The following is a 15,155-nucleotide window of genomic DNA, read 5'->3' as shown; positions in this document are numbered from 1 at the left end:
CGAATAGAACTAAAGTTCATGAGCGGACGAGCGAGACGAGCAACAACGGATGCGAGCGTTTGTCAACAGGCTGAACAATCGTAATCACCCCTTAGGCGGGGTGATTATGATTGTTTTTTATTAGCACCTATTCATCCTTCTCCAACTCTGCGTACCATTTCTCTTTCCACGCTTCCACTTTCGCGTCGATTTCATCCCTTGCCTGTTTCGCTTCTTCACTCTTCTGCTCTTTTATTTCCGTAAAATGGACTGATCTCAGTTCACCCATTTCCTTTGCTAGCTCAATGACTTCGTACGCCTTTTCATCGTCAAGGATCTTTTTGTTTTTCAAATAGTAAGCAGCATTGCTGATCCGTGTTGCCTCCCGGTCAGAAATATTTTTGAGCGGGTCATGAATTGCAATAAGCGCCTCCATTTGATGAACTAAATCATGCAGCATGACGCCTTGCTGACTCATTACTTGCATCATGCTCGGCTTCCATTTCTTAATGAGAACTCCTTCAAATTCGGACGGGTTCCGCACTGTCGCATATTCGCCGCCACCTGCTTCCGCCACTGTTTTCAGCTCATTTTGCCCTTCATCATCGACGTCGAAACCGATGATATTCACCTTCGCCTCGATATCACTGTCATGCAGCTTTTTCGCTGCGGCAACCGGATCTCCCTCGCACGTTTCTACACCATCACTTACGATGTAAACGATATTCCTAAAGTTCTCTTTATCATAAGAAGCAAGATACTCATGCGCCTTTTCCATCGCACCGGCTAATGGCGTCCAGCCACTTGCCTTAAAAGAATCCATCGCTTTTTGGAATGAACTTTCTTCATACGCACCAAGCGGGTACAGTTCTTCAATCGAACTACAAGAAAGCTGCTTATCGGCTTCCGTTCCGGCACCTTTATGGCCGTACGCAAATAGGGAGACATTGACATCATCGGACAGCTGGCTCGTGAAATCTTCAATCGCCTGCTTCGCAAGAGTCATACGCGACTCGCCTCCGATTTCCGCTTTCATGCTCCCGCTTGCATCCATCAAGATGACGACATTCGTCTTTTGCCTCTTCGCAATTTCGATTTCATCCTCGCCTTCCGGCAACTCCGGCATCACATACCCATGCTCATACGACGTTAACTGGTCATAGAATGTCGAATACTGTCCCGAACCTAATTGATAAACAAGATAGTCATAAATCTCATCCGCACTCAAATCGGGATGCTCCTCGAAATAGGCAGGCAACTCACTCTCCATAATTCCTTGAAACGTATCTTCATAGAAGCGATGATAATAAACCCAGTTCACCGTCTTGGCTGCCTCGATTTCAGGATCCATATGCGCTTCCACCAACTTGCCCGCAGGCTGTGAAATCATATCTTCCAACGTCCGTGCCGCTTTTGGAATTTGCTCCTCGGCAACAGCGACTGGTTTTGATTCTTTTGATGAGGTTGAGGTAGAGGTTTCTGATTTCACTTCGGGCTCCGGCTTGTCCGCACACGCCGCAAGCATCAGACAGCATCCGATACTCATGACAGCATATTTCACTAAATTCATTTGCTTCACCGAATACACTCCCTTTCCTATAACTATCTTTTATACGGACTACCGACTGCAATAGTTTCTATGTGGAATTGCCCATATTGCCTCCTACTTTAGACGGGTAGGGGTGTTCCGGACCTTTCACAACGAGTAGCAATCAGCCCAGCCCCCCATAGGATAGATAATAAAGATTATCTTTATGAAAAGGGGTATTTCATGACTAACTTTCATTTTACAGCTGCAACAGGAAATCCAAATGTAGTTGCTTTCGCTAATGGAGATGTAACGGGTGATCGAGTGATGGATCAAATCTATCTGACAGGAACAAAAACGCCGGATAGTCCATACATTCGAGATATAATTCTTCACGTTAGGGACGGTAGAACAGGTGTAGTGACAAGTATTACGCTCCATAATAATGAAGGCTATAATCCGACCCTGTTCTTAGGCGATTTCACAGGCAATGGCGTAGATGACATATTAATCGGTATGTCTACAGGTGGCAGTGGTGGAATTATTAACTATTACATTGTTTCCTTTGTCGGAAATCAAGTAAGATTCCTTTTTGATTCGGATGTTTATAATAACCATTTCCATTACGAGGTCAATTATCAGGATCATTATAAAGTTGAAGTGATTAGCAGACCTAATAATGAGCGGTATATTATTGATATATCGACGAGAGATGCAAGTTATTTAAATGAAATCTATGATCGGAATGGCAAATTGAAAAGCCCGATCACCGGTTTTGTCGATCCGTTAAGCGGCTTATATCCAGTGGATTTTGATTCCAATGGCGTCTACGAGCTTCTAGCCTATCAAAAAATATCCGGAAGATATCATGCGGATGGCCTTGGCTATATGTTGAATACACTAGGATGGGAAAACAATGGATTTGCATTACAGCAACAGTATTTAGGAATATTTGGCGCATCGCTGTAGTGCATATCATACAAACGGCAAAACCCCTTCAAGCTTTTTACAGCCTGAAGGGGTTTATTGTTCGTATTAAGCTTTACTTACTAAGATTTCTTCGTCCACAACGTCTACATATACTTTTTCGATATGGTCTTCTTCCAAAATAAGATCTGTCAAAGGATCTTCAATTTTGTCTTGGATGACCCTGCGAAGTGGTCTTGCTCCGAAGCGTTTGTCGTAGCCGAGCTTCACCAATTCCCGTTTCGCTTCAGGCGAAATGGAAATCGCGATGTTATTTTCTTCAATCGCTTCTTCCAAATCGACGAGCATCAAGTCGACGATTTCGAGTAGATTGTCTTCCGTTAATTCATTGAACGAGACGATTGCATCGAAACGATTCAGGAATTCAGGTTTGAAATAGTTACCTAGCGATTCCATCATGGAGACGGATTCATGTGCGGTTTGATTGAACCCGACACTTACTTTCTTCTCTCCTGTTCCGGCGTTGCTTGTCATAATGATGACCGTATCTTTGAAGCTGACTGTTCGACCGTGCGAATCCGTTAGTCGTCCGTCCTCCATTATTTGAAGGAACATATGTTGAACGTCCGGGTGCGCTTTTTCGATTTCATCCAATAGTAAAATCGAATACGGGTTGCGGCGAACTTGTTCCGTTAATTGGCCCGCTTCTTCGTGACCTACGTAGCCTGGCGGTGAGCCGATTATTTTAGAGACGGCATGTTTCTCCATGTATTCGCTCATATCGAGGCGAATTAACGTTTCACGGGAACCGAATAGTTCTTCTGCCAACACTTTCGTAATTTCCGTTTTACCGACACCCGTTGGACCGACAAATAAGAATGATCCGATTGGACGCGTTTTCGATTTCAAACCTGCACGGCTACGGCGGATTGCTTTGGCAACCTTATCGGCTGCTTCTTCTTGTCCAATTACTTTATTACGTAGGTTTTCTGCAAGGTCTAACATTTTCGCTTGTTCCGATGCTTGCAGTTTCGTCACCGGAATGCCTGTTTTTTCTTCTACAATTTCCTCGATATCTTTAACAGTCACTTCATAGAGAGACGCTTCGCCTTGTTCGGCTTCTTCCAATTGTTGACGTAATTGCATTTCTTCTTGGCGCAACGCTGCCGCCTTTTCATAGTCTTCCATGTCCGCAGCTTGTTCTTTTTGTTGAACAATTTCTTCTAGTCGTTTTCCGATTTGCTCAGCATCTGCCGAAGAATGTTTTAGATTTAAGCGTGCCCCTACTTCATCCATCAAATCAATTGCCTTGTCCGGCAAAAATCGGTCTTGGATATAGCGTTGTGATAATGTAACGAATGCTCGAATCGCTTCATCTGAATAACGCACTTCATGGAACGCTTCATAGCGGTCTTTAATCCCGTTTAAGATTGCGATGGCGTCTTCAGCAGAAGGCTCTTTCACAATGATCGGCTGGAAGCGGCGTTCGAGTGCAGCGTCTTTTTCAATTTGACGGTATTCTTTCAACGTCGTTGCCCCGATGAGCTGCATGCTTCCGCGTGCCAATGCTGGTTTCAGGATATTCCCTGCATCCATTTTGGAGCCTTCCGCTGAACCTGCGCCGACGAGAAGATGGATTTCATCGACGAAAACGATTGTATCTTTCCGGTTCTCGATCTCCTCGATCAACTGCTTCATCCGCTCTTCAAATTGACCGCGGATTCCGGTATTCGTGACGAGTGAAGCTACGTCAAGCACGTACACTTGTTTATTCAACAGTTTCGCCGGAACATCGCCTTCATGGATTTTCACTGCGAGACCCTCTGCAATCGCAGTTTTACCGACACCCGGTTCCCCGATGAGAACAGGATTGTTTTTGTTTCTTCTATTTAATGTCTCGATGACGCGTTTCACTTCTTGATCGCGGCCGATGACCGGGTCAATTTTCCCTTCCTTGGCGTCGTTTGATATATTTCTACCAAGTTGGTCTAACAAGCCGTTTCCTTGATTTTCATCGACTTCTTTAACTTGTGTATAGGCTTGAGGGTTGCCGTTCGCTTGGAAAAATTGATTGGCATCCTTGCCAAAGGACGGCATCTTCATTTGTCCTTGGATTTCTTGAAAACATGTGTGACATAAGTTCATTTGCATCCGTTGATGATTCACCTGGAGTCGTAAGCTCATTGTCGCTTCGTTTTTACCACAATGTTGACATTTCATAAGCCATTTCCTCCTTATATAGATCGTTCATTTATAGTATTTGACATTGACTATCTTTGACTTATGACTTTATTATACTCTGACCTACTTTGACTTTCAAGTTATTTGTTTGATTAAAGTAGGTGCCTGTAAAGCGGCGATCGTTTAAGCTTATACGCAGTTGTAGTGTATAATCAGAATTGTATCTTGACTATGAAGTTAATATAGTTTTTCTAATAGATGATATGTAATCATCGATTTTGCTAAGGAGACACTTATGAAATCTCACTATTATTTAGGTTGGTTTACTAATTTTTTCTCAGATAATCTGAGTAGGGTGTTACAGGAGGATATAACTGATAGAAAATCGCTTGCTATGATAAGTTCAAATCCATCTATTTATGAAGATGATGGTGCTACTGAACGCTCGTGGCTCGATCAGGCTGGCATTTTGTTTGATGAGTATCATTTACTTAATTACCGCATGCAAAAGGAAGAAGCCCAAACGATCATTCAAAATGCTTCCGTCATTTTCTTGCTGGGTGGCAATATACTTACTCAACATGGTTTTTTGATGGAATATGAATTATCGGATTCGATTAAAAAAAGCAGCGCCGTTGTGATGGGCGCAAGCGCCGGAGCAATCAATATGTCCGCTAAATGGTTATGCTCGAAAAATTTTGGAGATGAAGTTGAAATAAGCTCTGTTTACGACGGAATCGGTCTTGACAATTTTTCCGTCTTGTCTCATTTTGATCTTGAAAATAATATGGAACTGGTTCAAAGCGAACTATCTCCCCTATCGGAAGAAATACCTATTTATGCGTCAAACAAAGATTGCGCTGTCCGTGTAAAAGGAGGCAAAATCGATATTGTTGGCGATGTTTATTTAATTTCAGACTCAAAGATCCAGAAATTGGAAGAGACGCTTTAGCTGTAGCGAACGCCAAAGTCATCTTTATTGGAGGGTAATGTGCGAAAGAATTCTATAGTTTTGTTACTACTCATACTAATACTGTCTGCTTGTAGTCATGTAGATGAAAAACAACCAGAAGAAGCTGTAGACGCTTCAGCCGATCAATCTGAAGTCAGCGATGGCAGCGCTCGAATACTAAAGGTTAGTACAGATTTAGAAGAGGAACATAATTGGTTTATTGTTCCGGAAGGTGTCCATACAATGACGATTTCTGCGGAAGTTGAAAATGTGGAAACCGTACTATTTTGGATATCCGAAACTGGAACTGGGACGTGGGCTGAAAGAACGCTCATCGGTTACGACATAGATGGAAGTGACGGATGGTCTATTACATGGGAGTTCGGTGATAGGATATTCCACGACCGTATTTCGATTCAGGCTTTGGGAAGTGATGGTGTCACACGAGCAAGCGAGTCAATCGGCGTTCATTCTATTGTCGAGACTGATGGCGAATAAAATAAGGGGGATTTCCATTGGCACTTTTGAATTCATTTTCACAATACATAAAGGCCGTGCGTTTGAAGCAGGAACAGATACCGCATGGCACATTCCCTTTCACCCTTCCCTTCGTCCGGAACTTGCACGAATTGGAGCTTCATCCGAATATTACGTATGTGATCGGGGAAAACGGAATGGGCAAGTCGACGTTGCTGGAGGGAATCGCGATTGCGTATGGTTTTAACCCCGAAGGCGGGACATTGAATTTCAATTTTTCCAGTTTTGATTCCCATTCGGAACTCGACGAATATATTCGACTTGTCAAAGGAACGGAACGGGCGAGGGACCATTTTTTCTTCCGTGCAGAGACGTTTTACAATGTGGCGACAAATATCGAAGAGCTTGACCAAGACCCTCTTTCCGGCCCCAAGGTCATTGATTCGTTTGGAGGGGTATCTCTTCACGAGCAATCGCATGGGGAATCCTTTTTCGCCGTGTTCCGGGAGCGGTTCAGGGGGAACGGTTTATATATTTTGGACGAGCCTGAAGCTGCCTTGTCCCCGCTCCGTCAAATTTCATTGCTTGCGCGAATCAACGAACTTGTTACGAAAGGATCCCAGTTCATCATTTCTACCCATTCACCGATCATCATGGCGCACCCGCTTTCCAAAATCGTACAAATTACAGAAGAAGGAATCCACGAAACGACGTTGGAGGAAACGGAGCATTACTCGATTATGAAACAGTTTTTCGATGACCGGGAACGATTGCTGTATCATCTTTTTCAGGATGAGGAATAAAAATAGGGCATCTCCTACGTTACGGAGAGATGCCCTTTTATTTTTGATATTTCATTTGCACTGGGACCGCCCGATTACTCATACAATTCGCCTGATAACACACCACGAACGCCTGATTTATCGTACAAACCGCCTGATATAACGCTAAGACCGCCTGATACCGCGCCACGAACGCCCGATTACTCATACGAACCGCCTGATTTATCGTACGAACCGCCTGATATGACGCCAAGACCGCCCGATTGACGTTGCACTAAGTCCTCGCAATTACTGAAAACTAATTAGATTACTTTCGCCTGTTTCAATAAGAAAGCGCGCAATATTTCCGCCCCTTCCATTAGTTGCTCCATAGACGTATACTCGGCAGGATTATGACTAATTCCGTCTTTTGACGGGACGAAAATCATGCCTGTCGGACTAAGGGACGCCATGTTCATCGCATCATGTCCTGCACCGCTTGGCATTTCGATCCAAGCCACTCCTCTATCTTCACAGATGGATTTTAATTCGGCCACGATTGCGCTGTCCATTTGAACAGGTTCTTCTTCCGAAATCTTATCCATCCATATGTTCAAGCTTCGTATTTTAGCTATGTCGTTGACCGCTGTTTCAAGTGCAGCGGCAACTCGCTGGCGTGATCCCTGGCATGTCCCCCGAATGTCGACATATAAATCTGCAGCTCCTGGTACTACATTCATCGCACCTGGCTGAATGGAAAAGACACCGACCGTACCGACTGTGCCATGTTCCCTCTCCGCCAATGCCGCCTTCTCTACAGCAAGTGCAATTTCCGCACCACCAAGCAAAGCATCCCGACGGTAATCCATCGGTGTCGTTCCGGAATGATCCGCTGTTCCGTCGACATGGATGTGGAAGCGGACCGGTGCCGCTATGGCAGATACGACACCAATCGCCTTCCCTTGCTTTTCGAGAACGGGACCCTGTTCAACATGCAGCTCGACGAACGATTTGAGTTCATCCGGAAAGCGTTCTGCTAAATGGACTTCTTCCAAATCAAGACCATTTTCTTCAAATGCCCGCATGAGCGTCACTCCGTTTTTGTCAGTGAGCGACCGTGTATACGCGGGATCCAGACGGCCTGTCATCGCTTTGCTACCGAGAGTCGAAGCGCCAAAGCGGGCAGATTCCTCACAAGCAAAAATGATGACTTCAAGCGGATGCGCCGTTTCCACGCCTTCCTCCGCAAGCGAACGCATTACTTCAAGTGCAACGAGGACACCCGCGGTTCCATCAAATTCACCGGCAGCATAAACGGAGTCAATATGTGACCCTGTCGCCACAACCGGCAGATCGGGATCTCTCCCCTCCCTGCGCGCAATGACGTTTCCCGCATAGTCGGTGCGTACTGCCAACCCCGCGCTTTCAAATTGCTCGATCAAAAAATTACGTGCATTCCGCTCGGTTTCCGTGTAAGCTAGCCGATTGATGCCTTCTCCTCCGACTGTAAACCTAGCGAGTTCTTCAAATGACTGACGCAAACGTACCAGCTTCATGACAATCCCCCGATTCCTCTATTTCTCTTCCTCCAGCTACCAATACATCAATTATAACAACATTCAGGCACTAATAATACGTAATTTAGACAGGTGCCTGTGCAACACACATTTATGACTATTCATAGAAAACTATATAAATACAAAAAGAAGCCACTTGATATATCTGGCTTCTAATACTATTTTATGCAATTGTAGTGTATTTACTGAATTGTGTGTTGCACAGGCATCGAAAGGCAATTAAATAATTTCTTATTCATTCAGCTTCTGATAAATATGAAGCATTTGCTGCTGCTCTTCGGATGTCAGTTTTTCAAATAGATTTTTCCTTAATATTTGGCCTTCCACGTTTGCACGGTGTAAGATTTCTTTCCCTGTTTCTGTAATACTCAAATAGACGATGCGTCTATCATCTTCATCTGTCGAGCGAACGGCCAGTTTCTTTTTCACAAGTTTCTCTGACAGATGAGTTACAGTGGGTGGGGTTAGTCCAAGAAATTTCGCAATGTCAGATGGCCGACTTTTCCCTTTGTTAGCTAAATGGCCAAGAAGGAGTATATGGGAGACGCCCAATTCTTCATTAAAGATTTTATTCCATTGAATGATCAAGTTATTCGTGAACTTGTCCATATTGTGTATGATGTCAAAAATCGTTTCTTCTTTCATGTTTCCCCCTACTTTCTACATAAACAATTCCATTTTATCATATACAGTCCGTATATATGAAAATGAACCCAAATTCAATGTACTTTGGGTTCATTCACAATGAAAGATATATTCAATTATTGTGCAGAGAATCCGCCATCAATGACAATTTCAGCACCAGTAATATAAGAAGAATCATCACTTGCCAAGAAAAGAGCTGCATTGGCAATATCGGCTGGCTTTCCAAGACGTTGCAACGGCGTAGCGCGAACGAGTTGGTCGAGTAATTCTTTGGATGTGCTTAAGCTTTGTGTCATTGGTGTTTCTATGATTCCTGGGAATAGCGCATTTACACGCACTCCTTGGCGACCAAAAGTTGTCGCAGCTGCCTTGGAAATAGCACGGACAGCCCCTTTAGAAGCGGAGTAATGGTTAAACCCTTGTCCGATTTGTGCGGTATATGATGAAATATTAACGATCGAACCGCTCTTTTGTTCAGCCATGATTGGCGCTACATGCTTCATGCCTGCAAATGGTCCGAAGCTGTTGATCGCCATCATTTTTTGCCAATCTTCCATGCCGATTTCTGAATACGGTTTTTCGGAGGAAATTCCCGCGTTGTTCACTAAAACATCGATGCGGCCGAATTTTTCTTTCACTTCTTTTGCAAATGCAGCCCACTCTTCGTCGGATGCTACATTCAATTTCATACCATGAACATTTTCTTTTTCACTTGCACGTTGCAAAGCTTCTTCGTTTATATCAGCCGCAATAACAGTCGCGCCTTCCGCTTGGAACAGATCAACCATTCCTTCACCGATACCAGAAGCTCCACCTGTCACAATCGCTACTTTTCCGTCCAATTTACCCATATTGAACATCTCCTTAACGTAATTTAATAGACCCGCCGTCCACCATAATCGTTTGTCCTGTAATATAGTTTGCATCGTCGCTCGCCAAAAATACTGCTGTGCGGCCGATATCACCTTCCGGATCGCCTAAACGGCGCAACGGAATGCGGTTGATCATCGCTTCATACATATCCGGCGCACTTTGAGCCCATGCTTCCACGCCTGGTGTCAATGCGATCGGTGAAATCAGGTTAACATTGATGCCTTCAGGACCCCATTCATTTGCCGCTACACGTGAAATCGCGCGGATCGCCTCTTTTGCTGCTGCATAAGATGCTTGTGTCGGTTGGCCATCCAAGCCTGCGCCTGAAGCGAAGTTAATCACTTTACCTTTTGTTTTCTTCAACTCCGGATAAGCAGCTTGCATGAAATGGAATGTCGGGTAAAAGCCCGTACCAAAGGATAAGTCAATCATTTCCATCGTCGTTTCAGCAAACATAGCTTGTCGGGACGCGTGCGCATTATTTACGAGTATATCCAATTTGCCAAACTTCGCTACGACCGCTTGTACTATTTCAGTGACGTTTTCAGGTTTCGAAATGTCTTTGATGAACAGCATGCTTTCTGTAAGCTCGTTCAACTCTTTTACCGTTTCGTTCCCTTTTTCTTCATTGATATCAACAACGGCAATATGCGCGCCTTCTTTCGCCATCGCAAGAGCTATTCCTCTTCCGATCCCTGATGCGCTTCCTGTAATGATTGCCACTTTTCCTTGTAATCTCATGCTTTCCCTCTCCTTGTCGATTGTCATGAAGATCTCAGTTGCCGTACCTCATCATTCTGTCCAAAAACCTTGTTCAACCAACTTCCTTTTATCGTTAAATGCGACGAATACACAGCCAATATTGATGACTAGCATAATAATGAGCGCATAAAGAACTGACATATAGCTGCCTGTCGCATCGTACACGAAACCGTAAGCCGGTAATGCAATAATGGATGCTACTGCAAGACCTATAGAAGCTGTAGAGTAAATTTCACTATACGCTTTCTTACCAAAAATCGTCGAAGCCAATGCTGGTGCAATAATACCGATTGAAGAACTGACCAACCCGAAAAGACCAACGGCAAATGTGATGATCGTTGTACTATTATTCGCGAAAAGGAGTAAGCTGATTGCTATAATTCCACAAACCATCGCTAGAATTGCCGTATATTTCGATCCAAGTTTATCGACAAGGAAGCCAAGTATAAGCGACCCTATTAAAATTCCGAGCATGTACGTACCCATTACATTCCCTGCAAATGTAATATCAAATCCTTGATTGGTTAGATATGTCGGAATGTGCATCGAGAAGCTTGCAATTGATGTGACAAAAAAGAAGAAGAGCATCAATGCGTAAAGAGCTGTCGATTTCTTCGCTGTAGCCATATCAATGCCGGCCTCTTCGCCAGTAGATTGCTGATTTTCTTGCCCTGTCACGTCATCTGCGCCGTATGGTAACACACCGTGCGCTTGAGGAGAGCGTTTAATGAGTAACATGGCAATTGGCACGACAATAATGATTGCTGCACCACCGATAATCATATAAGCGGAGCGCCAGCCGAGCCCATCAATTAAACTTGCTGCAATTGGTTGTGCGATTGCACCGACTCCACCGCCGACTGCGCTCAACACACCTAATGCAAGCCCATTGCTCTTTTTGAACCATTGGTTAATGATGACGGGTCCTGCAATGACAGTAATGAATACACCGCCTACCGCCAAAGGAATCGCCAATGCATACCAGCCCCACACGGAGCTCATCAAACCGAATAATGCATAAGCTCCTGCTTGAAACACAATACCGATCGACAAAATCAAACGTGTATCATATTTCGCCATGAGCTTTCCGCCAATTGGTAAAAAGATCATCGTCACGACTGCAGAAACACTAAAATATAGAGATAACTTTCCCATCCCGAAACCGAGATCATTTGTTACGCTCGTTAGAAATAGACCAGCAGTATTATTAACTGCTCCTTTTCCAATCCCTACGATAATACTGAGCGCTATTAGAATCCACCATGCATAATGAAATTTAGACTTCTGCTTCATTTTTATTTTCCTTCCTAACTTGCAAATATAAATTACTCAAACATTGCCTTGAAGTCCGGGACCGTCGGGTTTGCGAGGTAATGGCCACCTTCGACTTGGATCGTCTGTCCGGTAATGAACTTCGATTCGTCAGATGCTAAGAATAGGACAGTGTTTCCGATATCATCCGCTTCTCCGTGGTAAGGCAATGCATTGTATTTCGCAAAGACATTTAATAATTCCTCAGACATATTGTTTTTCGCTGCCGGTGTCAAAATCAATCCAGGAGCTACTGCATTACAACGGATATTGTGTTTTCCATATTGTGTCGCTGTATATTTTGTCATATTGACGACGCCAGCTTTTGACGCTCCGTACGCAACGCGAATTGCATCACTGAAAAAGCCTGCCATAGAAGCGGTGTTAATAATTGAGCCGCCGCCGTTTTCAATCATATGTGGAATTGCATACTTGCAACCTATAAGGACACTTTTCAAGTTCACATTCATCAATCGATCCCATTCGTCCAAATCGATATTGACAATGTCCAAGTCTTTACGGATATTCGTCAAGCCGACATTGTTGTAAAGGATGTCGATTTTTCCATAATGATTGACCGTATGCTCAATCGCATGCTTGATTGATTCTCCGTCACCTGCATCTAAAAAGATACCGACTGCTTCCCCGCCTTGCGCACGAATCTCTTCAGCTGCGTTTTTTGCGCCTTCTTCATTGAAGTCCGCCAAGACGACTTTTGCGCCTTCTTTCGCCAATAATTGTGCTGAAGATAACCCTATCCCTGAAGCAGCGCCTGTTATTAGCGCTACCTTATTTTCCACTCTGCCCATCTTTGTCATTCCTTTCTTCCCGCTTAGAAATGTAGAGCTAAAACCCTTGCAGCAATTCATTTATATCTTCTAATAGTTAGATGACTAATTATTTCTCAACTAAAATAGTAATAAACTATCAGTGAAAAAGCAACCAAAAAAGACTATTTTGTGACAGAAGTTTTTTCCAAAGCGAAAAAAACGCACTTTTTCTATTGACAAATGGCGCCCTCTTACATAGAACAGCATCTTCACTTAACAAAGTGTCTTATAACAAGCTTCCGGCAGGTGCCTGTGCATCATACATTTATGACTATTCGACTAAAAGCATAACAATACAAAAAGAAGCCAACTGATTGTTGATTCAGTTGACTTCTCAAAAAAAATATACAATTGTAGTGTATTTACTGAATAGTTTTCTGCACAGGCACCGGAATTTTATTTCACAACTGTTACGGGGCAGTCTACGTGTTTCATGACTTTATGGCTGACGCTGCCGAGTATCATTTCTTGGAATGTGTTTAAGCCTCTGCTGCCGATGACGAGTTGGTCGATTGCTTTGTCGTTTACGTATTTGATGATTTCCTGGCTCGGTTCCCCTTTTAGCATCGTCATTTTCGATGTCACGCCGGCTATTTGTGCCAATTCCAAAACGGGGTCCACTTTATGCTTCCGTTTCAGCAGGAGGCTTTCTTCGCTTTGCGATAAAAGCCGTTCGTCTTTCGCTTTATTGTAATCCGCCACATAAATGAACTCCAATTGTGCTTCCGGAAAATGTTGAGCGAGCGTAATTGCATGTTTTGCGGCACGCAGCGCATTTTCCGACCCATCGATGGCTACGGCGATCTTCATGAACATTCCTCCCTTAAAGTAACTTCTCATATAGCTGTTCACTTGACGAGTTAAGGCCCCGGATTGTCACCGCCACCCCTTCTTCCTCAAGTTTCTGCTTCACTTTGGCGACAGCCCCGACAGAAGATTCGTCCCATAGCTGGCTATTTTCGAAGTCGATAATGATTTCCTTTTCCTTTACGTCTTTAAATGACTGGATGAAATTTGTCGTGGACGCGAAAAATAACGGTCCTTTTACTTTATATATGCCCGAATCTCTCGTCACAGTCACACGAGATATTTTCGAGACGAAAAACAACGAGCTCAAGATGACACCGACAACAACACCAATCGCTAAATTATGCGTATATAAAATGATGGCGACCGTAATCAGCATGACGATCGATTCCGTTTTCGGCGCATGTTTCAGGAATTTGAACGACCCCCAATTGAATGTTGTCGCAGCGACCATGATCATGACGCCAGCTAGTACAGGCATTGGAATGTTAACGACGACATCTCCTAAAACGATAATTAAAAACATGAGAAATACACCAGCCGTAAAAGTGGAAAGACGCCCGCGGCCGCCCGATTTAATATTAATCATCGATTGGCCGATCAATGCGCAACCTGCCATCCCACCGAAAAATCCTGTGAAGAAGTTCGCGATCCCTTGTCCACGCGCCTCCCGATTTTTATCACTCGGCGTATCTGTCATATCATCGAGCACTTGTGAAGTAAGCAATGATTCGAGTAAACCGACAATCGATAATGCCAATGAATACGGGAAAATGATTTTCAACGTTTCCAAATTAAACGGAATATCCGGAAGGAAAAATGTCGGCAGTGAACTTGGCATCTTTCCTAAGTCGCCGATTGTTTGCAGCGATACGCCGCTTATAAGCGCAATGCCTGTCATGACGACAATCGCAATGAGTGGTGCGGGGATTGCTTTAATAAAACGCGGAATCGCGTATACCAATACTAATGTCGCGATTGCAAAAACAATTGTCATGGCATCATGGCCCCGCAAATATGGCAGCTGGGTGATGAAAATCATGATGCCGAGTGCATTCACAAACCCAAGCATGACGGAGTTCGGAATGAAGCGCATCAAATTCGCAACCCCGAGACTTCCGAGAATTAGTTGAATAATACCGGTCAACACCGTGGCTGCCAATACATATTGCAAGCCATGATCTGCCATCAAGTTGACGAGGACTAACGCCATCGCACCGGTCGCTGCAGAAATCAGTCCCGGACGTCCGCCGACGAACGAAGTAATGACCGCAATTGCAAATGAAGCGTAAAGTGCAACACGCGGATCCACTCCTACGATGAACGCGAACGCGAGCGCTTCAGGAATAAGTGCAAGTCCTACAACGATTCCTGCCAATATATCTGCCCGGATATTGCCGAACCATTGTTGTTTCAAAGTATGCATCTGTTGTCTCCTCTCTATCGTTGTCCATGCATACCTGCAATAGATGAGTTAAGAATCGTTCCTAATTATAACAGAATAGCCGCTTTCGGGTGAAAACTGCGTGGATTCAATAAAGAAGA

General features: G+C 44.1%; 14 protein-coding genes. 4 read left to right on the top strand and 10 right to left on the bottom strand.

Features of this window, described 5'->3' with window-relative positions; all coding sequences use genetic code 11:
• Positions 1 to 127: 127 nt before the first annotated feature.
• Entirely contained in the window at positions 128 to 1,549 is a 1,422-nt protein-coding gene (locus tag ACR65H_RS16900) for a vWA domain-containing protein (RefSeq protein WP_440501903.1), read from the bottom strand.
• A 201-nt stretch (positions 1,550 to 1,750) separates the two neighbouring features.
• On the opposite strand from ACR65H_RS16900, the gene ACR65H_RS16895 reads away from it, so the two are divergent.
• Positions 1,751 to 2,476 (top strand): YybI family spore inner coat protein, encoded by a 726-nt coding sequence (locus tag ACR65H_RS16895; RefSeq protein ID WP_440501893.1) that lies wholly within the window; start codon positions 1,751 to 1,753, stop codon positions 2,474 to 2,476.
• A gap of 66 nt (positions 2,477 to 2,542) precedes the next feature.
• Here ACR65H_RS16895 and ACR65H_RS16890 read toward each other — a convergent pair whose 3' ends face one another.
• On the bottom strand, positions 2,543 to 4,654 hold the full coding sequence (locus ACR65H_RS16890) for an ATP-dependent Clp protease ATP-binding subunit (RefSeq protein ID WP_440501891.1): 2,112 nt from the start codon (positions 4,652 to 4,654) through the stop codon (positions 2,543 to 2,545).
• 256 nt (positions 4,655 to 4,910) lie between these two features.
• Here ACR65H_RS16890 and ACR65H_RS16885 point away from each other — a divergent pair, with 256 nt between their 5' ends.
• Genes ACR65H_RS16885 through ACR65H_RS16875 form a run of 3 tightly spaced genes read left to right on the top strand, consistent with a single transcriptional unit; the run spans position 4,911 to position 6,847 of the window.
• Positions 4,911 to 5,567, top strand: coding sequence for a Type 1 glutamine amidotransferase-like domain-containing protein (locus ACR65H_RS16885; protein ID WP_440501889.1), 657 nt, complete (start codon positions 4,911 to 4,913; stop codon positions 5,565 to 5,567).
• Positions 5,568 to 5,606: 39 nt separating this feature from the next.
• Complete coding sequence (locus ACR65H_RS16880) at positions 5,607 to 6,065, top strand: hypothetical protein (RefSeq protein WP_440501887.1); 459 nt, start codon at positions 5,607 to 5,609, stop codon at positions 6,063 to 6,065.
• A 26-nt stretch (positions 6,066 to 6,091) separates the two neighbouring features.
• The gene (locus tag ACR65H_RS16875) at positions 6,092 to 6,847 is read left to right on the top strand and encodes an AAA family ATPase (protein WP_440501902.1); all 756 of its coding nucleotides are present in this window, start codon (positions 6,092 to 6,094) and stop codon (positions 6,845 to 6,847) included.
• 281 nt (positions 6,848 to 7,128) lie between these two features.
• Here the strand turns inward: ACR65H_RS16875 and ACR65H_RS16870 are convergent, their stop codons facing one another.
• From ACR65H_RS16870 to ACR65H_RS16835, 8 genes are all read right to left on the bottom strand, one after another.
• Positions 7,129 to 8,361 carry a Zn-dependent hydrolase gene (locus ACR65H_RS16870; protein ID WP_440501886.1) on the bottom strand — a complete coding sequence of 411 codons (1,233 nt, stop codon included), beginning with the start codon at positions 8,359 to 8,361 and terminating at the stop codon, positions 7,129 to 7,131.
• A gap of 252 nt (positions 8,362 to 8,613) precedes the next feature.
• Positions 8,614 to 9,027 (bottom strand): MarR family winged helix-turn-helix transcriptional regulator, encoded by a 414-nt coding sequence (locus ACR65H_RS16865; RefSeq protein WP_440501884.1) that lies wholly within the window; start codon positions 9,025 to 9,027, stop codon positions 8,614 to 8,616.
• Between the two features lie 116 nt (positions 9,028 to 9,143).
• Positions 9,144 to 9,878 (bottom strand): SDR family NAD(P)-dependent oxidoreductase, encoded by a 735-nt coding sequence (locus ACR65H_RS16860; protein WP_440501882.1) that lies wholly within the window; start codon positions 9,876 to 9,878, stop codon positions 9,144 to 9,146.
• Between the two features lie 13 nt (positions 9,879 to 9,891).
• Positions 9,892 to 10,641, bottom strand: a complete 750-nt coding sequence (locus tag ACR65H_RS16855) for an SDR family NAD(P)-dependent oxidoreductase (protein WP_440501880.1) — start codon at positions 10,639 to 10,641, stop codon at positions 9,892 to 9,894.
• A 51-nt stretch (positions 10,642 to 10,692) separates the two neighbouring features.
• Entirely contained in the window at positions 10,693 to 11,955 is a 1,263-nt protein-coding gene (locus ACR65H_RS16850) for an MFS transporter (RefSeq protein WP_440501879.1), read from the bottom strand.
• A 32-nt stretch (positions 11,956 to 11,987) separates the two neighbouring features.
• Positions 11,988 to 12,782, bottom strand: a complete 795-nt coding sequence (locus ACR65H_RS16845; RefSeq protein WP_440501900.1) for an SDR family NAD(P)-dependent oxidoreductase — start codon at positions 12,780 to 12,782, stop codon at positions 11,988 to 11,990.
• A gap of 417 nt (positions 12,783 to 13,199) precedes the next feature.
• A complete protein-coding gene (locus ACR65H_RS16840) occupies positions 13,200 to 13,613 on the bottom strand; it encodes a universal stress protein (protein ID WP_440501878.1) in 414 nt (137 codons plus the stop codon).
• 13 nt (positions 13,614 to 13,626) lie between these two features.
• Positions 13,627 to 15,036 (bottom strand): SulP family inorganic anion transporter, encoded by a 1,410-nt coding sequence (locus tag ACR65H_RS16835; RefSeq protein ID WP_440501876.1) that lies wholly within the window; start codon positions 15,034 to 15,036, stop codon positions 13,627 to 13,629.
• Between the last annotated feature and the right edge of the window lie 119 nt (positions 15,037 to 15,155).

This window comes from Sporosarcina sp. SAFN-015 (genome assembly GCF_059415085.1).
This window is presented reverse-complemented; position numbering and strand designations above follow the sequence as displayed.

What these genes read in the sequence shown, in the direction of transcription:
- ACR65H_RS16855 (WP_440501880.1), bottom strand. Translation starts at nt 10,641, where the DNA reads ATGAGATTACAAGGAAAAGTGGCAATCATTACAGGAAGCGCATCAGGG.
- ACR65H_RS16895 (WP_440501893.1), top strand. Translation starts at nt 1,751, where the DNA reads ATGACTAACTTTCATTTTACAGCTGCAACAGGAAATCCAAATGTAGTT.
- ACR65H_RS16870 (WP_440501886.1), bottom strand. Translation starts at nt 8,361, where the DNA reads ATGAAGCTGGTACGTTTGCGTCAGTCATTTGAAGAACTCGCTAGGTTT.
- ACR65H_RS16885 (WP_440501889.1), top strand. Translation starts at nt 4,911, where the DNA reads ATGAAATCTCACTATTATTTAGGTTGGTTTACTAATTTTTTCTCAGAT.
- ACR65H_RS16840 (WP_440501878.1), bottom strand. Translation starts at nt 13,613, where the DNA reads ATGAAGATCGCCGTAGCCATCGATGGGTCGGAAAATGCGCTGCGTGCC.
- ACR65H_RS16860 (WP_440501882.1), bottom strand. Translation starts at nt 9,878, where the DNA reads ATGGGTAAATTGGACGGAAAAGTAGCGATTGTGACAGGTGGAGCTTCT.
- ACR65H_RS16850 (WP_440501879.1), bottom strand. Translation starts at nt 11,955, where the DNA reads ATGAAGCAGAAGTCTAAATTTCATTATGCATGGTGGATTCTAATAGCG.
- ACR65H_RS16835 (WP_440501876.1), bottom strand. Translation starts at nt 15,036, where the DNA reads ATGCATACTTTGAAACAACAATGGTTCGGCAATATCCGGGCAGATATA.
- ACR65H_RS16900 (WP_440501903.1), bottom strand. Translation starts at nt 1,549, where the DNA reads ATGAATTTAGTGAAATATGCTGTCATGAGTATCGGATGCTGTCTGATG.
- ACR65H_RS16845 (WP_440501900.1), bottom strand. Translation starts at nt 12,782, where the DNA reads ATGGGCAGAGTGGAAAATAAGGTAGCGCTAATAACAGGCGCTGCTTCA.
- ACR65H_RS16890 (WP_440501891.1), bottom strand. Translation starts at nt 4,654, where the DNA reads ATGAAATGTCAACATTGTGGTAAAAACGAAGCGACAATGAGCTTACGA.
- ACR65H_RS16865 (WP_440501884.1), bottom strand. Translation starts at nt 9,027, where the DNA reads ATGAAAGAAGAAACGATTTTTGACATCATACACAATATGGACAAGTTC.